The 19,282-nt window shown below is 73.8% G+C and carries 14 protein-coding genes; 7 read left to right on the plus strand and 7 right to left on the minus strand.

The window, feature by feature from the left end; genetic code table 11:
* Positions 1-172 precede the first annotated feature (172 nt).
* From WME97_RS41090 to WME97_RS41100, 3 genes are read left to right on the plus strand one after another with little or no spacing between them, the layout of a single operon-like run.
* Complete coding sequence (locus tag WME97_RS41090; protein WP_437545949.1) at positions 173-2,638, plus strand: Hsp70 family protein; 2,466 nt, start codon at positions 173-175, stop codon at positions 2,636-2,638.
* A complete protein-coding gene (locus WME97_RS41095; protein WP_012240257.1) occupies positions 2,638-3,021 on the plus strand; it encodes a hypothetical protein in 384 nt (127 codons plus the stop codon). The genes WME97_RS41090 and WME97_RS41095 overlap by 1 nt, the downstream gene beginning before the upstream one ends.
* Positions 2,979-4,583 carry a hypothetical protein gene (locus WME97_RS41100; protein WP_437545951.1) on the plus strand — a complete coding sequence of 535 codons (1,605 nt, stop codon included), beginning with the start codon at positions 2,979-2,981 and terminating at the stop codon, positions 4,581-4,583. The genes WME97_RS41095 and WME97_RS41100 overlap by 43 nt, the downstream gene beginning before the upstream one ends.
* Before the next feature lie 31 nt (positions 4,584-4,614).
* Here WME97_RS41100 and WME97_RS41105 read toward each other — a convergent pair whose 3' ends face one another.
* The gene (locus WME97_RS41105; protein WP_437545953.1) at positions 4,615-5,727 is read right to left on the minus strand and encodes a cation diffusion facilitator family transporter; all 1,113 of its coding nucleotides are present in this window, start codon (positions 5,725-5,727) and stop codon (positions 4,615-4,617) included.
* The gene (locus tag WME97_RS41110) at positions 5,724-6,956 is read right to left on the minus strand and encodes an acetyl-CoA C-acetyltransferase (RefSeq protein WP_437545955.1); all 1,233 of its coding nucleotides are present in this window, start codon (positions 6,954-6,956) and stop codon (positions 5,724-5,726) included. The genes WME97_RS41105 and WME97_RS41110 overlap by 4 nt, the downstream gene beginning before the upstream one ends.
* 120 nt (positions 6,957-7,076) lie before the next feature.
* Here WME97_RS41110 and orn point away from each other — a divergent pair, with 120 nt between their 5' ends.
* Positions 7,077-7,640, plus strand: coding sequence for an oligoribonuclease (gene orn, locus WME97_RS41115; protein ID WP_012240261.1), 564 nt, complete (start codon positions 7,077-7,079; stop codon positions 7,638-7,640).
* A gap of 444 nt (positions 7,641-8,084) precedes the next feature.
* Here the strand turns inward: orn and WME97_RS41120 are convergent, their stop codons facing one another.
* The 3 genes from WME97_RS41120 to WME97_RS41130 all read right to left on the minus strand — a co-directional run bounded on the left by WME97_RS41120 (position 8,085) and on the right by WME97_RS41130 (position 12,082).
* Positions 8,085-9,389, minus strand: coding sequence for a serine/threonine protein kinase (locus tag WME97_RS41120; RefSeq protein ID WP_437545957.1), 1,305 nt, complete (start codon positions 9,387-9,389; stop codon positions 8,085-8,087).
* Between the two features lie 283 nt (positions 9,390-9,672).
* Entirely contained in the window at positions 9,673-10,128 is a 456-nt protein-coding gene (locus WME97_RS41125) for a helix-turn-helix domain-containing protein (protein ID WP_437545959.1), read from the minus strand.
* Between the two features lie 109 nt (positions 10,129-10,237).
* Complete coding sequence (locus WME97_RS41130; protein WP_437545961.1) at positions 10,238-12,082, minus strand: ABC transporter ATP-binding protein; 1,845 nt, start codon at positions 12,080-12,082, stop codon at positions 10,238-10,240.
* A 188-nt stretch (positions 12,083-12,270) separates the two neighbouring features.
* Here WME97_RS41130 and WME97_RS41135 point away from each other — a divergent pair, with 188 nt between their 5' ends.
* Both WME97_RS41135 and WME97_RS41140 read left to right on the plus strand, forming a co-directional pair.
* On the plus strand, positions 12,271-12,648 hold the full coding sequence (locus tag WME97_RS41135; protein WP_437545963.1) for a hypothetical protein: 378 nt from the start codon (positions 12,271-12,273) through the stop codon (positions 12,646-12,648).
* Between the two features lie 490 nt (positions 12,649-13,138).
* Positions 13,139-13,651 carry a hypothetical protein gene (locus WME97_RS41140; RefSeq protein ID WP_437545965.1) on the plus strand — a complete coding sequence of 171 codons (513 nt, stop codon included), beginning with the start codon at positions 13,139-13,141 and terminating at the stop codon, positions 13,649-13,651.
* An 81-nt stretch (positions 13,652-13,732) separates the two neighbouring features.
* Here WME97_RS41140 and WME97_RS41145 read toward each other — a convergent pair whose 3' ends face one another.
* On the minus strand, positions 13,733-14,965 hold the full coding sequence (locus WME97_RS41145; protein WP_437545967.1) for a choice-of-anchor L domain-containing protein: 1,233 nt from the start codon (positions 14,963-14,965) through the stop codon (positions 13,733-13,735).
* A gap of 170 nt (positions 14,966-15,135) precedes the next feature.
* Positions 15,136-16,869, minus strand: coding sequence for an arginine--tRNA ligase (gene argS / locus WME97_RS41150; RefSeq protein ID WP_437545969.1), 1,734 nt, complete (start codon positions 16,867-16,869; stop codon positions 15,136-15,138).
* Between the two features lie 114 nt (positions 16,870-16,983).
* Here argS and WME97_RS41155 point away from each other — a divergent pair, with 114 nt between their 5' ends.
* Positions 16,984-19,161, plus strand: coding sequence for a protein kinase domain-containing protein (locus tag WME97_RS41155; protein ID WP_437545971.1), 2,178 nt, complete (start codon positions 16,984-16,986; stop codon positions 19,159-19,161).
* Positions 19,162-19,282: the final 121 nt, after the last annotated feature.

Genomic DNA, 19,282 nt, shown 5'->3' on the forward strand with positions numbered 1-19,282 from the left:
GTCGCGGCGCTGCGCTGACGTACGCTGTTCCCGTACCCCGCGGGCGGACGCGCCTCGCGGCGGGCGGGCGGGCGGGCGCCCGCGGCGCGCCAGCCGCGCGCCAGCGGCTTCGCCGGGCGTGTTCCATGCCTCGCCGGGCGGCGGCCGTTCCGCGCGTGTATCCTTGCGAGCGATGGCTGCACGCCCGCTTTACGTCGGTATCGACCTCGGCACCACGAACTCGACCGCGGCCGCCTTCGACGGCGAGAAGGTCACCCTCGTCAGGAACTCCCAGGGCGCGACGCTCACCCCGAGCGTGGTGCGGATCGACGCGCGCGGGACGATCACGGTCGGCGCGCGCGCGCGCCGGTTCCTCGAGAGCGATCCGCAGAACACCCGCGCGGAGTTCAAGCGGCTGATGGGCACGGCCCAGCCGATCGAGTTCGCGGCGGCGAAGGTCGCGAAGAAGCCCGAGGAGCTCGCCGCCGAGGTGCTGCGCTCCCTGCGCGCCGACGTCGCGGAGCACCTCGGGGTCCTGCCGGCCTCGGCGGTGATCTCCGTGCCCGCGCTCTTCGAGCTTCCCCAGAGCGCGGCGACGTCGGAGGCCGCGCGGCGCGCGGGGTTCGAGCGCGTCGAGCTGATCCAGGAGCCGGTGGCCTCGGCGCTGGCCGCCGGCTGGACGGTCGAGGAGTCGACGGGCAGCTGGCTCGTCTACGACCTCGGCGGCGGGACGTTCGACGTCTCGCTGCTCGAGACGCGCGACGGGCTGCTGCGCGTCGTCGGGCACGACGGCGACAACTTCCTCGGCGGACGCGATTTCGACTGGGCGATCGTCGACTGGGCGCTCGCCGAGATCGCGCGCACCCAGGGCGTCACCGTGAGCCGCGCCGACCCGCGGCACGCCGCCGCGCTCCGCAAGCTCAAGCTCGCGGTCGAGGAGATCAAGATCGAGCTCACCCGCGCCGACGAGGCGGCGCTCGCGGTGCCCGCGGCGTTCGAGGTGGACGGCGCGCCCGTCGACGTCGACCTGGTCCTGCAGAGGTCCACGCTCGACGCGCTCTGCGCGCCGATCATCGACCGCTCGGTCGAGGTCTGCCGCCGGCTGCTCGCGGCGCACGGGCTCGACGCGTCGCAGCTCGCGCGCGTCGTGCTCGTGGGCGGGCCGACGGTGATGCCGGCGCTGCGCGAGCGCGTCCGGAGCGCGCTCGGCGCGCCCTTCGGCGAGGGGCTCGATCCGATGACGCTCGTCGCGCAGGGGGCCGCGATCTACGCGGCGACGGCGGGGCTCGACGCGCGGGCCTCCTCCTCGGGCGCGCGGCCCAAGGAGGAGGGGCGCCGGCTGTGGCTCCAGTACCCGGCCATGTCGAGCGATCTCACGCCCCACGTGGTCGGCCGCGTCATGGAGGGGCCAGGGGCCGCGCCCGAGCGGATCCGGCTCGCGCGCGAGGGCGACGGGTGGACGAGCGCCGAGGCGCCGCTCGACGCCGAGGGGGCGTTCGTGGTGACCCTCGACCTGCTGCCGCGCCGGCCGAACGTGTTCAACATCGAGGCGAGCGCGGCCGGCGGCGCGCGGGTGCCGGTGCACCCGCAGGCGATCACGATCGTCCAGGGGCTCACGATCGGCGATCCGCCGCTGTCGCGCACGATCGGGGTCGCGCTCGCGGACAACTCCGTGCGCGTCTACTTCGAGCGGGGCGCGCCGCTGCCGGCCCGGCGGACGTTCGTGCACCACAGCGTGGAGAGCGTCCCGAAGGGCTCCAGCGCGTGCGTGCTGAAGATCCCCGTCGTGCAGGGCGAGCTCGACGTCGCCCACCTCTGCCGCGTGGTCGGCACGCTCGAGATCGACGGGAGCGGGCTCACCGCGACCCTGCCCGCGGGCTCGGCGATCGAGCTGACGCTCGAGCTCGATCGGGGCGGGCACCTCTCGGCGCGCGCGCTGATCCCGTCGCAGGGGCTCGTGTTCGAGCGCGTCGCGCACCTGCTCGTCCCCGAGGCGGCGCCGGAGGTGCTCGACGCCTCGATCGCCGCCATGCGCGAGCGGCTCGCCGCGGTGCGCGAGGCCGCCCTGCGCAGGGACGCGCCGCACGCGCTCGGCAAGGTCACCTACGTGGAGTGCGCGCTCGCCGAGGTGGAGCGCGACGCCGCCGCGGCGCGCGGCGGCGACGCCGACGCGGGGCAGAAGGCGCGGCGCGCGCTGCTCGATCTCGACGTCCTGCTCGAGCAGGCCGAGGCCGACAAGCGCTGGCCGGAGCTCGACGCCGAGGCCCAGGCCGCCGTCGCGAGCGCGTCGACGTGGATCTCGCAGCTCGGATCGAGCACCGAGAAGGCGCTCCTCGAGGAGGCCGCGCAGGGCGTCGCGCGGGCGCGCGCCGAGAAGAACCAGGTCGAGCTGCAGCGGCAGCTGCGCCTGGTCCGCAACCTGAGCAGCGCGGCGTTCCAGCGCCACCCGAAGGCGTGGGTGTGGATGTTCGAGGACGCCGCCTCCGAGGCGCACCAGGCCTCGGATCTGGTCCGCGCGCAGCGGCTCGTGCGCGACGGGCGCGGCGCGGCGGAGCGCGGCGACACGGCGGCGCTCAGGACGATCACCGAGGAGCTCTGGCGCCTGTTGCCGGTCGACGCGCAGAAGCGCAGGCTCGGCCACGAGTCGGGGGTGCGGTGATGGACGACGCGCTCGGCCGCATCCGCGACAACCCGTTTTACGTGCTCGGTCTGCGCCCGAGCGCGAGCCGCGCGGAGATCGAGCGCGAGGGGCAGAAGCTGCTCGGGATGCTCGAGCTCAAGCTGGCGAGCGCCGCGACGTACCCGACGCCGGTCGGCCCCGGCGCGCGGACGGCCGACAAGGTGCGGCAGGCGATGGCGGCGCTGCGGGATCCGGAGCGCCGCCTGGCGCACGAGGTCTGGGCGCGGCTCGACCCGAGGCCGCCGCCGAAGGACGATCTCGACGACGACCTCGGCGAGCTGCCGCCGCCGGAGCCGCCCGGGGAGGATCCGCGCGCGCCGTGGCCCGAGGCGCTGTCCGCGCTCGGCTGGAGGGCGCGGTGATGGGCCACCTCGCCCTCGCGATCATGGCCGTCCTCATCGTCGTGACCGCGGTCATCGTCGCGCCCCTGCTCGTCAAGCGGCGGATGGCCGCCCAGAGGGCGACCGACGACCACGCGCTCGGCCGCACCTTCGCGCGCATCCTCCTGGGCGTGCTCGCGGTGTTCTTCGTGTCCACCGTTCCGCGCGGGTCGCTCGTTGGCCTCCTCGTGCTCGCGCCGGCCCTTGCGCTCTTCGGGCCCTGGCTCGCCGCGCGGCACGTATTCATCCCGCTCGGCCTGCCGCGCGCGGCGTACGGCGCCGCGAGGCGCTCGCTCTTCGCGTGGCCCGCCGACCCGCGCGGCGGTGCGGCGCTCGCGGCGGCGTGGGCGCTCTGCCGCGCGCGGCGTCCGGACCCGGCGGCGGAGGCGTGGATCGGCGACCTGCTGGAGGGGACCGGCCAGCGCCACGGCGCGGAACGGGGCGGCGACGGCGGGGCGGTCGCTGCGGGCACGGAGCCGCTGCGCGGCGCGGGCGTCGCGGCCGGCGCGATGCTCGCGGCGTACCGCGGCGACGTCGAGGGCGCGCGGGCGCTCTTCGCGAGCGTCGCCAGCCTCGACGAGCACGCCTGCCCCCGCGAGGCCCGCCGCATCGCCGCGGCCTGGCTCGCCGCCGAGGCGGCCGCCCGCGGCGATTGGGCGGCGGTGATCGAGCGCGCGGCCGACGGGGGCGGCCGGGCGACGGCCCTCCTCGGCGCGGCCGCCGCGCGGCTGCTCGGCGACGCGACCGCGCCGGGCGCTGTCGAGCTCTGGCTGCGCTGGCTCGCCGCGCCTCGGCGTCGCGCCACGCTCCCGCTGCTGCGCCGCGCCCTCGCCGCGGGCGACGGCGCGCCCCGCCCGGAGCCGGAGCAGCCCGAGCCCTGCGCCGCGAAGGTCGCCGAGGGCGATCTGTGGAGCCGGGCGGTGCTGCTCCACGCCGCGCTGCTGCTCCGGCCCCGGGACCAGGTCTCGGGCGACGACCTCAGGCGGCTCGGCGGCGCGTGGGACGCGGCGCTCGATGACGAGCGCGCGCAGGCCGAGCTCCGCGAGCGGGCGGCATCGCTCGGCGCCTCGGGGGCGCAGGCGGCGCTCGGTCCGCTGGCGCGCGCGGTCGAGGAGGACCTCGCGGCGACGCTGCGCGCGGCGCGCGTGCCGCGCGCTGCGTGGGACGACCTCGGCGCGACCATCGGCCGCACGCGCCGGCGCCTCCGCGACGAGCTCCTGTCCGAGGTCGAGATCGCGTGCGACGCCCTGCGCCGCCGCGTCGACGAACGGCGCGAGCTGCCGGCGCTCTCGGAGTGGCGCGAGTGGACGTCGCTGCGCGCGCAGTACGAGGCCGCGGCGGTGCTCGTCGGCGTGGAGTTCCGCCGCCTCGCGTTCCCCAAGCTGCACGCCGACGTGTGCCACGCGGCCGTCTGGCTGTTCAACACGCGCAAGGAGCGGGTGATCGCGAACGCGATGTTCCGGTGGCTCCTCGCCGAGGCCGAGGCGCTCGGCGACTCGCGCCTCACGGCGCTCCAGCGCGGCAACGTCGAGTGCGGCGTCTGACGCGGGCGAAGGGCCTGTCCCGGTAGGAGCCCTACGCGCCGCTCCGTTCGCCCGCGGGCCCGTCCCCGCCAGGGGCCCCGGCGCCCGGCCGCCTGAGCGTCACCAGGAGCTCTTCCTGGAGCGGCTCCGGCTGGATCGTGCAGTGGGTGAGCGCGTGCTTCTCGCGCAGCCGCCGGGCCACCGCGGCGGCCACGTTCGTGCCGTGGTGCCCCTTGGCGAGGACGACGTGCACGGTGAGCACGTTGAAGCCGTCGGAGATCGACCAGACGTGCAGATCGTGGAAGTCGACGACCCCGGGCACGCTCCGGATGGTGTCCTCGACGTGGGCGAGATCGATCTCGATCGGGCTGCCCTCCATGAGCACGCGGGACGTGTCGCGCACGAGCCGCCAGCCGCCCCAGAGCACGAGGGCGCCGATGGCCGCGCTGATCACCGGATCGGCCCGCGTCCAGCCGAAGGCGAGGATGAGCACGCCCGCCGTGATGGCGCCGACCGAGCCGAGCGCGTCCGACAGCACGTGCGCCAGCGCGGCCCGCGTGTTGATGTTGTGCCCGTGCTCGCCGGTCGAGAGCAGCAGCGCCGCGACCACGTTCACGAGCAGCCCCAGCGCCGCGGTGATCGCCAGCGCCTCGGCGTGCACCGCCTGGGGCGCGCGCCAGCGGTGGGCCGCCTCGATGAAGATCCAGATCGCCGTCAGCGCCAGCGCGATGCCGTTGGCGAAGGCCGCGAGCACCTCGGCGCGCCGGAAGCCGTACGTCCGCTCGCGCGTCCGCGCCTGCGCCGCGATGCGCTGGGCGATGATGGCCAGGCCGAGCGCCGCGGCGTCCGCGAGCATGTGGCCCGCGTCGGCCAGCAGGGCGAGGCTCTTCGACCACCACCCGACCGCCGCCTCGACGACCAGGAACGACGTCGTGAGCGCGAACGCCGCGATCAGCCGGCGGAGCGGCGCGCGCCGGAGATCGTGGCTGTGGTCGTGGTGCTGCGGGTCGCCGTGGTCGTGGTCATGGCCGTGATCGTGGTCGTGACCCGGGGCATGGTGATGCCCGTGATCGTGCCCCTCGCCGCGCCGAGCGCCGCGCCCGTGCTCGTCCGAGGCGCTCCCGTGATCGTCGCGCACCCCCATCGCCGCGCCGGAGCGGCTCACACCCGCTCGAGGATGGTCGCCACGCCCATCCCTCCGCCGATGCACAGCGTGATCAGCGCGGTCGCCTTGCCGGCGCGCTCGAGCTCGTCGAGCGCCGTCCCGATCAGGCAGGCCCCGGTCGCGCCCAGCGGGTGCCCGAGCGCGATCGCGCCGCCGTTCACGTTGACGCGGTCGAGGTCGATGTCGAGCTTGCGCGCCGTCTGCAGCGGCACCGCCGCGAACGCCTCGTTGATCTCCCAGAGATCGACGTCGCGCGCCTGCATGCCCGCCTTCTTGAGGGCGCGCTCCGACGCGGGCGCGGGGGCCGTCAGCATGATCACCGGCTCGGCGCCGGCCGTCGCCGTGGCGCGGATCCTCGCCCGCGGGGCGAGCCCGTGCGCCTTCACGTAGTCGCCGGACGCGAGCAGCACGACCGCCGCCCCGTCCACGATGCCGCTCGAGTTGCCCGCCGTGTGGACGTGCCGGATCGACGCCACCTGCGGATAGCGCGCCAGCGCCAGCGCATCCACGGTCTCGCCGGCGGGGCCCATCGGCGTCGACCCGAGGCTGGCGAACGCCGGCTCGAGCTTCGCGAGGGCCTCCATCGTCGCCCCGGCCCGCGGGTGCTCGTCCCTGTCGAGCAGCGGCTTGCCGTCGAGATCGACGACCGTGAAGAGGCTCTTCGCGAAGCGCCCCTCGCCCGCGGCCCGCTCGGCCTTGCGCTGGCTCTCCAGCGCGAAGCGGTCGACGTCCTCGCGCGAGAAGCCCTCGATCGTGGCGATGAGATCCGCCGAGATGCCCTGCGGGACCATCGCGAGCTTCTTGCGGAGGGCGAGGTTGTTGCCGTCGAGGGGCGCGCCGTCCGAGCCCATCGGCACGCGCGACATGCTCTCGACGCCGCCGCCGACGGCGACCTCCTGCTGGCCGGACATGACCCCCATGGCCGCGAAGTTCACCGCCTGCGCGCCCGAGCCGCAGAAGCGGTTGACGGTCACGCCGGTCACGACGTCCGGCCAGCCGGCCGCGAGGATGGCGGTGCGCGCGATGCACGCGCCCTGCTCGCCCGCCTGGGTCACGCACCCGACGACCACATCCTCGACGTCCTGCTTGCGGATCCCGGTCTTCTCGGCCAGGCGATTGAGCGTTTGCGCGAGGAGCTCTTGAGGGTGCACGCCCGAGAGCGCTCCCTTGCCCGCCTTGCCGCGCCCGCGCGGCGTGCGAACGGCATCCACGATGAAGACGTCTCGCATGACAGGCCTCCGAGCCCGGTGTCCGGCCCGTGCTTAGCACACCGCCCGTTCCCGGGGCAGCCTGGTCGCGCCGGCTCTCGGTGGACCTGAGCCGGCGCGGATCGGCTATGCTCGCCGCCGATGACGGACCGGTCGCAGCGCATGGTGTGGGTCGATCTCGAGATGACGGGGCTCGACGAGAGCTCGTGTGCGATCGTGGAAATCGCGACCATCGTCACGGAGCCCGACCTGACCGTGGTCGCCGAGGGGCCGTGCCTCGTCATCCACCAGCCGGAGAGCGTCCTCGCGGGAATGAGCGACTTCGTCCGCGATCTCCACGAGCGCTCGGGGCTCCTCGAGCGCATCCGCGCGTCCACGCTCTCGGTCGGCGACGCGGAGTCCGAGACGCGCGCGTTCCTCGAGGCGCACTGCGACAAGGGGACGGCCGTGCTGTGCGGCAACTCCGTGTGGAAGGACCGCGCCTTCCTGCAGCGCTACATGCCGGAGCTCCTCTCCTTTCTGCACTACCGCATCGTGGATGTCTCGACGCTCAAGGAGCTCGTGCGCCGCTGGTATCCGCTGCGCGCCGCGCCCAAGAAGCGCGAGATCCACCGCGCGCTCGATGACATCCGCGAGTCGATCGAGGAGCTCAGGTGGTACCGGGCCAACGTGTTCCAGCCGCTTCCGGGGAACGAGCTCCGCTGAGCGATCGCGGTGAGCCGAGGGGCGCCCGAGGGCCGACCGCGCCCTAGGGCTTGCGCCGGCATCCCCAACCTCGGTCGGCACCCCGCCCTCAACCTCGGTCGGTTCACCCGGCCCTCAACCTCGGTCGGCACCCCGCCCTCAACCTCGGTCGGTTCACCCGACCCTCAACCTCGGTCGGCGCCCCGTCCTCAACCTCGGTCGGCACCCCGCCCTCAACCTCGGTCGGTTCACCCGCCGCCCGCCCTCCAAAATCCCGCCGAAAAGGCGGCTCTGCTGGCAATCGAAGAAAAATTGTCCTCGAAGTGAGAAAATTCGATCGATCGAGGCAATGCATTGAGTAGGGTAGCCATGCGTCCAGGCCTCCGGCACGAGGTCTGCGGCGTAGACACCCCGGCGGCCCCAATCCGCCGGGGTGTCGTTTGCTACCCGGCCTGCGCGATTGCCTCAGAACAGCTGGTCGCCGTACCACCGTTGCCCGGGGCTACCCTTGGCTTCCACGGCGGGAGTCGCGACCAGCGGGGCGGGCTCAGCACGGCGCGTCACCCCGGATTTCGTCGCCGGCGCCTCCACGGCAGAACCCGCCGCCTCGGAGGCGCCGGGTTCGCACTGTACCGGGGACGCTGTCGGCTCATTGTGATGTGGATCACTCACGTGAACCGGCGGTCCGGCGGGTGAGGGCGGTATCCCACGTCGGGCGATGTACGAGCTCAACGGCACCGCGACGGCGGCGCTCGTCAGCGCGACGAGCAGCAGCGCTCCGCCGGCCAGCAGGACGTTGCTGCGCGAGCGCGGCGCGGCGATCTCGACGACGGGGTGCCGCATGGCCTCCGGAGGGAGGGTCCCGGTGGGCAGCGTGTTGCGGGACGCCGGAGCGGGCACGCTCCGCTCCGTATCCGGCGCCGGCTCCTGCAGCGACGAGGCGGCCGCTGCTCGAGGGCGCGACCCCCCCGGCGGTGGAGCGCCCCCCGCGAGCGGCGCCGCGCCCACGAGCAGCGGCCGCACGGCGGCCATGAGCTCGTGGACCGTCTGGAATCGCGCGTCAGGGTCCTTCGCGAGCGCCCGGGCCAGCGCCTCGTTCACCTGGGCCGACACCCCCTCGAGCGGCGGCGGCACCTCGTCGAGCGCGCACACATCCAGATCGTCGCGGCCGTCGAACGGGCGCTGACCCCCGAGGAGGCAATACAGCAGCATGCCGAGCCCGTAGACGTCGGTTCGTTCATCGATCGCGCGAGAATCGAAGAGCTCCGGCGCCCGGTACCGCGCCGCATCCGCCATGGCGTCCTCGGGCGCCCCGAACAGCGTGTGCAGCCCGAACGCCCTCAGGACAGCGGCGCCCTGACCGGTGATCACCACCGTGTGCGGGCCGAGATCCCCGTGCGAGAGCCCCAGCGCGTGCGCGGCGCCCAGCGTCCGCGCGACGTCGACGACGAGCTCGTACGCGACGGAGCGAAGCCGGGGCAGCAGATCCTCCACCGAGGGATCGTCGCTCTGCCGGGCAGCGATCCACCCCGCATCTCCCTCCATCCCGCCCGCGATCACAGGCACGATGCCGTGCACCCGCGCAGACAGCGAGAGGAGCCTCTCCATCGCGCCGCGGAACGCATCGGCGTCGATGCCCATGCCCTCCTGGACATAGAGCGTCACCTCGCGGCCATCCGCGTCGAGCGCGCGATACGCCTCCGCCGGAGCGGGAGAGTCGAGGCTCGCGACGATGGTGTACCCCGCGAACTCCTGCCCGAGGATCACCATGGCCCCTCCGCCTCGATCCGCGCGACGGGCACGGAGGATTCAGGCCTCGCGCGCTGGAAGGAGAGGACAGCGCGGCGCGCGTTCTTCAATGCTGGCTGCGGTGTTGGATCAGCCCAAAAGATTCTGCTCACTGCGTCGGACCTCCGGCACGAGGTTCGAGTCCATGACACCCCCGGACACGGCGCGGGGAACATCGGTTGGCGGGGACAGTAACAGAGGTCTCAGGCGCGCGGAAGCCGTCGCCAGCGCGGACCGGCGCCGCGGAGCGCGCGAGGCGGGTCTATCACTTTCCGGAACGACGGCTCGACGGCGGAGTAATACGCCCTGAAAAAGCGCGCTCCGGGCGGGGCGACTTGGGCGGAGCCGCCGGGCGTGCGCGCTCCGGATCTTCGCTGGCGAGGGCGAGCATTGCTTGCTTTCTCGGTGAATCGTCAGGCTCCATGAGCAGAAAGAGGATCGCGCTCTGGAGCGTCTCCTCGGCCTGGTCAAAGCGCTCTGCCACGATGGAGCCGACAGGGCTGCGCCCGTCGCCGGGGAGCAGGAGGCGCGGCTCGCACTGGAGCCCCTGGGCGATCAGGCCGAGGGCGCCGAGCCCGAGATCCCGCTCGCCGCGCTCGACCTGCCGCAGGTACGTGGCCGAGAGCTGCGCCCGCTCCGCGAACTCCTGCATGCTGAGCCCACGGAGCAACCGGAGGATGTGGACCGCCTGGCCGACCTCCTTGGGGAGCGTGTCGCGCATGAGCGCGAGCCTAGCAGGCAGAGCTCGCCCGAGCCCCCGAGAAGGCAGGCCGCCCCGCGTGAGGAGCGCGCCCGCTCGCCGGCGCGCCGAACGCGCCGCGCCGGCGGCGCTACAGGTACCCTTCGGCCTGCAGCGCGAACATGCGGGCATAACGCTGGCCACGGGCGACGAGCTCGTCGTGGGTGCCCTCCTCGACGATGCGCCCGCCGTCGAGCACGACGATGCGGTCGGCCATGCGCACGGTCGGGAAGCGGTGAGAGATGACGATGGTCGTCCGCCCCTTGGACAGGGACCGGAACCGCTGGAAGACCGCGTGCTCGGCCTCGGCGTCGAGCGCCGCGGTCGGCTCGTCGAGCACGAGGATGTCGGCCTGCTCGCGCATGAAGGCGCGCGCGAGCGCCACCTTCTGCCACTGCCCGCCGCTCAGCTCGACGCCGCCCTTGAACCAGCGCCCGAGCTGCGCGTCGAGGCCCCCGGGCACGACCGTCACGACCTCGTCGGCGCCGCCCTCGGCGACCGCGCGCGCGACGCGCGGCTCGTCCGCGAGGTGCTCGACGCTGCCCAGCCCGACGTTCTCGCGCAGCGTGAGCTGGTATTGGTTGAAGTCCTGAAAGACGACACCGATCCTCCGGCGGAGCGCGTCGGGATCCCAGGCGCGGAGATCCTTGCCGTCGAGCAGGATTCGCCCCTCGGTGGGCTCGTACAGCCGCGCGAGCAGCTTGATGAACGTGGTCTTTCCGGCGCCGTTGTGCCCGACGAGCGCCAGGCTCTGGCCGCTCGGGATGTGGAGATCGATCCCCCGGAGCGCCCAGCGCGACTGGCCAGGATACCGGTAGCCGACCCCCTCGAACCGCACGCCCCGGTCGCGCGCGCCGCCTTCCGCCAGGGGCGCAGGCGCGTCTCCGCGGTCGACCGCCAGGGGCGCAGGCGCGTCTCCGCGGCCGGCCTGCGGCGCGGGCGGCTCGCCGGTCGGGATGGACAAATACTGAAAGAGGTTCGACATGTAGAGGTTGTGCTCGTACATGCCGCCGACGCCGGCGAGCACGGCCTGGAACGCCTGCTGGCCTTGCCGGAAGGCGGCGACGTAAAGGACCATCTCGCCGAGCGAGAGGCGCCCCGCCGCGGCGCCGGCCGCCATGGCGCCATAGCAGCCGTAGAACGCGGCGGTGCCGAGGAGCGACAGGCCATAGGCCCACCCGGCGCGGCGGACCGCGAGGGCGCTGTCCTCCCGGTAGAACGACGCCGCGAGCGCCTTGTACCGCTCGAGGAACGTCGGCCCGAGCCCGAAGAGCTTCACCTCCTTGGCGTGGCCGTCGTTGGCGAGCACGTACTCCAGGTAATTGAGCCGGCGGGCCTCGGGAGAGCGCCAGTTCCGGAGGCGGAACGCCGCGCCGGAGAAGCGCGCCTCGGCGACCGTGGCGGGGACGGCCGCGAGCACGAGCGCGAGCACCGCGAGGGCGCTGAACCCGACGAGCAGCGCGGCGTACCCCGCGAGCGTGATCAGGTTCTGCACGAGGGAGAAGCTCTCGGTCACGACGGCGGCGGGGCGGGACGACGCCTCGCGGCGCGCGCGGGTGAGCTGGTCGTAGAACTCGGGGTCTTCGAAATGGACCAGCGAGAGCGAGAGCGCCTTCTCGAGGATCATCCCGTGGATGTCGATCGAGAGCCGCGCGCCGAGCAGCTGCCGCGTCAGCGAGAGCCCGCGCTGCGCGAGCGCGAGCGCGGCCACGAGGCCGAGCTCGACCGAGACCCACACGAGCGCCGCGCGCTCGTCGCGGGCGACCACCGCGTCCGTGATCGCCTTTCCCACGTAGGCCACCCCGAGCGGCAGCGCCGCCGCGGCGAGCGTGAGCGCGCCGAGGGCGACGCTCGCCGCCTTCGACGAGCGCCAGACGAGCTGGAGCGCCCGTGGTGTGTAGGCAAAGCTGTCCCGCAGGCGGGAGAGGCCGAGCATCGACGGCGGATTCTAGCCACGCCGCGGCGCTCCGCCCGCAAAGACCGGCGAGGGCGCGAGGGCTGAGGGACGCGAGCGCGACGATCACGGGCGGCCGCGGTCGCGGGCGCGCGGCGGGCGAGCGGATGCGGTGGCGGACGCGCGCCCGGCGCGGTATCCCGGGCCTCCGAAAGAAAAGGAGGCTCTTCATGTCGAGCATGTCCACGTTGACCATGGGCTACGGCGCGCTGCTCACAGCGCTCGGCGTCGGCGGATTCGCGGCGACGAGCGCGCCGACGGCGCTCATCCCGGCCGGCTTCGGGGTCGTCGCGATCGGGCTCGGCCTGCTCGCGCGACAGGAGAAGTACCGCATGCACGCCATGCACGCGTCGGCCATGGTCGGCGTCCTCGGCTTCCTCGGCTCCGCCCGGGGCCTGACCCAGCTGCCGACGCTGCTCTCCGGCGGCGACGTGGCGCGCCCCCCGGCCGTCATCGCCCAGTCCGTGATGGCCGTCCTCTCGGCGGGCTACGTCGCCCTCTGCGTGCGATCCTTCATCACGGCGCGCCGCGCCGCCGCCCGCACCTGAGCGCGACGCGCGCCGCCTCGCGCTCGAAGCGCGCCGCCCCGCCACGCGGCGCGCGCCGCCTCGCGTGAGGAGCGCGCCGCCCCGTGAAGAAGCCCAGGCGCGCCTTCTCAGTCCCCTCTTCCCATCGCCGTCCAGCCGGCGCGCTCGGTGCGGTCCTGTCGGGCGCGAGAGCCATCGAGCGGCGCGCTCCTGCCGATCCGTAGAGAACGGCCGCTGCGGCCCCTCTCGCGTGGCGCGTGGTGGATGAGCCCCCTCCCCTCTCCTCACCCGCCTTACTCTGCACGTCCCATCTCTGCGTGTCCGATCTCCGCGCGTCGGATCAGGGCGCTCGCACGCCGAGGACCACTTCATGTCGATTATTTGACAATCCGGACCACCAGTCCGGAATGCTATAAATCCGCGCGCAAAAAGCCAGATCGGTGCCCTCGATGCCCGTGCATGATGTACTGTCATCGTCACCAGACCATCAACTACGAGAAGAGCGAGCACCATGCTTCGACGCGTCATTGCATTGGGGCTGACGGCGCCTTTTTTCCTTTCCTGCGAGGGGAGTGGTGGTGTCATCCAGATCTGGAATTGCGAGGAGTGCCTCAAGGGCTGGACCTGCACGGCGGACGCCTGCATCCCCCCGCACTGCAGCAATGACGTCACGGATGAGGACGAAGGAGAGACCGACCGCGACTGCGGCGGCTCGTGCAAGCCTTGCGGCTTCGGCGCCTCGTGCGAGACGGGCATCGACTGCAAGGAGGGCGTGTGTCGCCTGGGGGTTTGCCAGGCTCCGACCTGCGTCGACGGCGTGGCGAACGGCTTCGAGACCGGCGTCGACTGCGGCACGCGCTCGTGCCCGCTCTGCCCCGCGGGCGAGGCGTGCCTCACCGGCGAGAACTGCGGGTCCGGCGTGTGCAGGGAGCGTGTCTGCCAGCCGCCCTCGTGCGACGACGGGGTCCTGAATGGAAGCGAGCTCGCCGTGGATTGCGGCGGGGACTGCCGGACGTGCCGGTAGCCCGGAGCGCCCAGCGACGTGACCAGGCCTCGCGACCCCACCCCGACGAAGCGTCGGCGCGTGGGAAGAGCGCCCCTCGCCTCAGAGGAACTGGACCACGGGCACCGTCTCCAGGCTGACCGTGCCGCCGGTCGCGATCCAGCGGAAGCCATCGATGAGCGCGGTCGAGTCGAAGCGATCGTCGCCGGTGTCGAACAGGATGAACCGGAGCGAGATCTCCTCGCCGCCATGCACCGGCGCGCGGGTCTTGAGCCACCGGGTGCCGCCGTCGCGGCGCGGGCTGAACCCCGTCCCCACGAGCTCACTCGAGCCGAGCGGACATCCGTCGCAGACATCGAAGAACGCGATATTGACGCTGACCGGCCTTCCCTCCCCGTCGAACGAGAGATTGCCGTTGTACGACCCGGGAGGCGCGGGCGTCGCCAGCGCGACGAACTGATCGTTGAAGTCCTCGCAGACCCACTCCGGGTATTCGAACGTATAGAACTTGAAGAGGAACTCGTAGCCGGTCGCGTTCGTCGGCGCGCGGAGGACGACCTCGAGGCCGACGTCGTCGTTGATGAAGCTGGACGGAGGACAGGAAGGGTTGTCCTGAGGGAACCCGGGCGGCGCGGAGCCGGGACCATAGCTCGCGCAGCTCCCGGACCAGCAGGCGTCGGGGTGGCCAGGCAGGCGTGCGCTCCCCGTCGAGAGCGCGAGCAGGCGCGCGCCGCCCTGCACGTGCACGTTGGGACCGAACCCATCGAAGAGGCCAACCGCGGGCGACCGCTCTGCAGGCGAGCCGTCCCCGCGGACATACCTCGCGGAGAGCACACCCCACCGCCTGTCCTCACGGGACGCCACGGCGCAAAGGTCGATCGCCTTGGCCCCGTTCGCCGGATCGAAGTCCTCCAGCGAGAGGCCCTCGTCGCACGGCGGCGGCACGTCGTCGATCACCCCGTTGCAATCCTCGTCCGCCGGCGCGGGGATCTGGCCGCTCGCGTCAGCCTCGGTGACCTGGACCTCGATCGCGCCTGGATTCACATTTTCATCAACATCGTTGCAGTCGCCCTCCGCGGGCGTGAACCCGTCCCCGTCGCCATCCACGTTGGGATCGGTGATGGGGATTGCGTCACCGGGGCCCAGCCCTGGCTCGCCCGGCTCATCGAGCCCGCCGGGGCCGTCCTCGCCGATGGTCCCCGAGGGCTCCTCGCGCCCGTCTCCCCCACCCCCCTGCACGGACGCGCCGCCCACCGCGGAGCACCCGAATGCGACGGCGAGCACCGCCATCACGGCCATGCCGGCGCAGGGGAGAGCCAATCGTTGTTCGATCATGCTGCACTTTGCCAGAGAGAACGGACCGACGTCGCGCGCAACCTCGAGCGGGCGAGCGCAACCTCGGTTCGAATGCGCGGACAGGCACGCGCAGCTCAGGCAGGTGCGCATCCTCAGGCGGACGCGCGATCGCCGGACGCAGGCAGGGGCGGGCGCCGCTGCCGGACGCGCTACATCCGCTCCGGCGCCTCGATCCCGAGCAGGCCGAGGCCCTTCGCCAGCACCTCCGCCGTCAGATCACAGAGCGCGAGGCGCGAGCGGCGCACGTCGTCGCTCTCGGCCCGGAGCACCGGGCAGCGCTCGTAGAAGCTCGTGAACGAACCGGCGAGCTCGAAAAGGTAACCGCACAGGCGGTGCGGCTCGAGCGTGGCCGCCACGTCCTCGAGCACGGCGCCGAACCGGAGCAGCTCCAGCGCGAGCGCCCGCTCCGCCGGCTCGCTCAGCACGATCCCGGCCTCGCGCGGCGACTCCACGCCGGCCTTCCGGAAGATCGAGCGGATGCGGGCGTGCGCGTACATCAGGTAGGGCGCCGTGTTCCCCTCGAACGCCAGCATGCGATCCCAGTCGAACACGTAGTCCTTGATCCGGTCGCTCGAGAGATCGGCGTACTTCACCGCGCCCACGCCGACCGCCCGCGCCACGGCGTCAGCGGCCTCGGCGTCGAGCTCGGGGTTCTTCTCCCGCACCACCTTCGACGCGCGCTCCGTGGCCTCGTCGAGCAGGTCCGAGAGCTTCACGGTGTCGCCGCTCCTCGTCTTGAACATCTTCTTGTCGGCCCCGAGCACCGAGCCGAACGCCACGTGCTCGGCCCGGGCCGGCGGCGCGAGCCAGCCCGCCTCGCGCGCGGTCGCGAAGACCATCGCGAAGTGCTGGCTCTGCGGCGCGCCGACGACGTAGACGATCCGGCGCGCGCCGACCGTGGTGAGGCGGTGGCGGATCGCGGCGAGATCCGTCGTGGCGTAGCCGTAGCCGCCGTCCTGCTTGCGCACGATGAGCGGCAGCGGCTCGCCGCCCTTGCCGGTGAAGCCGGCCGGGAAGACGCAGAGGGCGCCCTCGCTCTCGCGCGCCAGCCCCTTGCGACCGAGCTCCTCGATGACGTCGGGCAGCATCGGGTTGTAGAAGCTCTCGCCGGCGAAATCCGCGTCGGTCAAGGTCACGCCGAGGCGGCGGTAGACCGACTCGAAGTAGCGCGTCGACTCGCGCACGAGCTGCCGCCAGAGCGCGAGGGTCTGCTCGTCGCCGCCCTGCAGCCGCACGACCCGGCGGCGCGAGCGCTCGGCGAACGCCGGGTCGCCGTCGAACTTGGCGCGCGCCTGCCGGTAGAACGCGTCGAGATCGCCGACCGAGAGCTCCTGCGAGGCCGCGGCCTCGCCGAGATCGAGCATGTGCTCGATCAGCATGCCGAACGGCGTGCCCCAGTCGCCGAGGTGGTTCTGGCGGATCACGCGGTGGCCGAGCGCCTCGAGCACGCGCGCGAGGGCGTCGCCGATGATCGTGCTGCGGAGGTGGCCGACGTGCATCTCCTTCGCGGCGTTCGGGCCCGAGTAGTCGACGATCACCGTCTCGGGCTCGGCCGCGGGCGCGATCCCGAGCCGCCCGCCGCCCGCCGTCTCGGCGAGCTCGCGCGTGAGGTACGCGTCCTCGAGCGTCAGGTTCACGAACCCGGGGCCCGCGATCTCGACCTTCCGGCAGATCCCGTCGAGCTGCAGGGCCGCCACGATCGCCGCCGCGACCTCGCGCGGCGGCTTGCCGATGCGCTTGCCGAGCGCCATGGCGGCGTTCGCCTGGTAGTCGGCGTGGGTGGAGCGGCGCAGGGAAGGATCAACCGCGGCGTGCTCGGCGCCGAACGCGGCGGTGATCGCCGCCTGGAGTGCGCGGGCGAGGGCGTGGACGGGATCGGCCATGGCGCATCCTTTGGCCCGGGCGCCCGGCCAATTCAATAGGCAAGCCGGCGCGGCCACGCCACATCAGCCCACCTTTGACAAAAATCGGGGTAGGCCGGACAGTTCACGCCCCACGTGAGCGCTCCCCCGCCCCCTGCCCCCGGCGATCCGCCGCCCGCCGCGAGCAACGCGCTCGCGGAGAGCGCGGCGGCCCAGCTGGTCGGGACGGTCCTCTCGGACCGGTACCGGATCGTGGAGCTCGTGGCGACGGGCGGGATGGGCGCGGTCTACAAGGCCGAGCACCTGCTCCTGCGCAAGTGGCTGGCCGTGAAGCTCCTCCTGCCCGCGGCGAAGGGCTCCCCGGAGCTCACGGCGCGCTTCGAGCGCGAGGCGATCGCGGGCGCGCACATCCAGCACCCGAACATCGCCTCGGCGACCGACTTCGGCACCCTCCCCGACGGCTCCCGGTTCCTCGTGCTGGAGCACGTCCGCGGCACGACGCTCGATCGCATCATCAAGAAGGGCCCCTTGCCTGCCCCGCGCGCCGCGGAGATCGCGCGGCAGATCGCGGCGGCGCTCGCCGCGGCGCACGAGCGCGGCGTCATCCACCGCGATCTGAAGCCGCGCAACGTCATGGTCGAGGACGGCACCGACGCGGTGAAGCTCATCGATTTCGGCCTGGCGAAGGTGCCGATCGAGCGCCTCTCCACGACGGACGCGCACAGCAGCGAGGCGCGGCCCGACGCCGGCCGGATCACGCTGAGCGGCATGGTCTTCGGCACGCTCGCGTACATGGCGCCCGAGGCGGCGCAGGGCATGGATCACGTCGACGAGCGCTCCGATCTCTACGCGCTCGGGCTCATCCTCTACGAGATGCTCGCCGGGAAGCACCCGTTCGACGCGATCCTGCCCGTCGAGATCTTCCGCGAGCAGCTCCACACGGCGCCGCCGCCGCTCCGGCTGCGCGCCCCGGGCACGGCGGCGCCGCGCGAGCTCGAGGCGCTCGTGATGCGCATCCTGCGCAAGGACCCGGCGGAGCGCCCCGCGAACGCCCGCGCGCTGCTCGCGGCGCTCGACGCGGCCGTGCCGAGGTCCGAGGCGCTCGGCCTCCTCCCCTGGAAGGAGCCGCTCTCGAGCGGGTCGTGGCGGCTCAGCGACCCGCTGCGCGCGATCCCGCACGCCATGCCGCCCGAGCTGCCGGCAGGGCAAGACCGCGCGGGCGCGGCCGGCGGCGCTGCGGCCAGGGGATCCGCCGCTGGCGGCGCGGCGACCGGCGGCGCCGAGGCCGATGGGTTCGACCTGCAGCTCGGGGCCTCCGGCGCGGACGGCGGGGCGCCCGGGAAGGCAGCGCGCGGGGCGGCAGGGAGCCGGCCACGAGCGCGAGGGCGCGCGTGGGGCTGGATGCTCGGGGTGGCCGCCGTGGCCGCGATGGGCGCGGCGGGCGCGCTGCTCCTCGGCCGGCTGCCCGCGGGCGCAGGCTGGCTGCGCGCGGGCGCCCCGGCGGCCGCCGGCCCGGAGCTCCAGGCGGCGCCCGCGGCGGCGCAGACGGCCCCCGCCGGGGCGCCGGCCGCCCAGGCGCAGGATGCCCTCGGCACCCCTCTGCAAGCCCCCTCCGAGGCGCCCGTCGCGAGCGCCTCGGCCCCCGGCTCGGCCGACGTCGCGGCGGCGCTGGACGCGGGCGCGGCGGCGCTGGACGCGGGCACGGCGGCGCCGGACGCGGGCGCGTCGGGCGCGGCGCTCGCCGGCCCGGAGCCGCTCGAGGGCGCCGGGCTCCCGGCCGAGCGCGAGCGCCTCGTGGCGACGGTCCGGGCGAAGCGGTGGGGCGACGCGGAGAGCGCGCTGCTCACGCTGCTCGAGAAGGATCGCGCCGCCTTCGAGCAACGCGACGTGATGACGGCCGCGGCCGCCGTCGCCGTGAAGAGCTCGTACCGGACCGACGGCCGCGCGGACGCGATCTTCGACGCGCTGGAGAGCCGCCTGGGCCCGGAGGGCCTCGACATCGCCTACGAGATCTGGAGCGGCTACGGGGGCACGCAGGGCGGAAAGCGCGCGGCGGCGCTGCTCCGCCGCCCCGAGGTGCTGAAGCGCGCGAGCGTCCCGCTGCGCATCGCCGTGGCGCTGCGCGAGGCCCCCTGCCGGCGCAAGGAGGCGCTCTTCGAGCGCGCGGCGCTCGAGGGGGACGCGCGCGCGCTCGTGTTCCTGGAGATGCTCCGCTCGTCGCAGTGCCAGCCGCGCATCGGGCAGTGCTGCTTCCACCACCACGAGGGGCTCGAGCGCGCGGTGCGCGCCCTGCGGGACCGGCTGCGCTACTGAGCCGACCGCGCCCGCGTGGCGCGGGCTCCCGGCGCGACGCGGTCCCGAGGGCCGCCGAGATGGGCTAGGCTCGCGCCCCCGCGTTCCACGGCGCCCAGGAGGCCAGAGCACGGCGACGGGG

The organism is Sorangium sp. So ce367, assembly GCF_051520455.1.
Lineage (GTDB): Bacteria > Myxococcota_A > Polyangia > Polyangiales > Polyangiaceae > Sorangium > Sorangium cellulosum_B.

What these genes read in the sequence shown, in the direction of transcription:
- WME97_RS41090 (WP_437545949.1), top strand. Translation starts at nt 173, where the DNA reads ATGGCTGCACGCCCGCTTTACGTCGGTATCGACCTCGGCACCACGAAC.
- WME97_RS41095 (WP_012240257.1), top strand. Translation starts at nt 2,638, where the DNA reads ATGGACGACGCGCTCGGCCGCATCCGCGACAACCCGTTTTACGTGCTC.
- WME97_RS41110 (WP_437545955.1), bottom strand. Translation starts at nt 6,956, where the DNA reads ATGCGAGACGTCTTCATCGTGGATGCCGTTCGCACGCCGCGCGGGCGC.
- orn (WP_012240261.1), top strand. Translation starts at nt 7,077, where the DNA reads ATGACGGACCGGTCGCAGCGCATGGTGTGGGTCGATCTCGAGATGACG.
- WME97_RS41120 (WP_437545957.1), bottom strand. Translation starts at nt 9,389, where the DNA reads ATGGTGATCCTCGGGCAGGAGTTCGCGGGGTACACCATCGTCGCGAGC.
- WME97_RS41125 (WP_437545959.1), bottom strand. Translation starts at nt 10,128, where the DNA reads ATGCGCGACACGCTCCCCAAGGAGGTCGGCCAGGCGGTCCACATCCTC.
- WME97_RS41130 (WP_437545961.1), bottom strand. Translation starts at nt 12,082, where the DNA reads ATGCTCGGCCTCTCCCGCCTGCGGGACAGCTTTGCCTACACACCACGG.
- WME97_RS41135 (WP_437545963.1), top strand. Translation starts at nt 12,271, where the DNA reads ATGTCGAGCATGTCCACGTTGACCATGGGCTACGGCGCGCTGCTCACA.
- WME97_RS41140 (WP_437545965.1), top strand. Translation starts at nt 13,139, where the DNA reads ATGCTTCGACGCGTCATTGCATTGGGGCTGACGGCGCCTTTTTTCCTT.
- WME97_RS41145 (WP_437545967.1), bottom strand. Translation starts at nt 14,965, where the DNA reads ATGATCGAACAACGATTGGCTCTCCCCTGCGCCGGCATGGCCGTGATG.
- argS (WP_437545969.1), bottom strand. Translation starts at nt 16,869, where the DNA reads ATGGCCGATCCCGTCCACGCCCTCGCCCGCGCACTCCAGGCGGCGATC.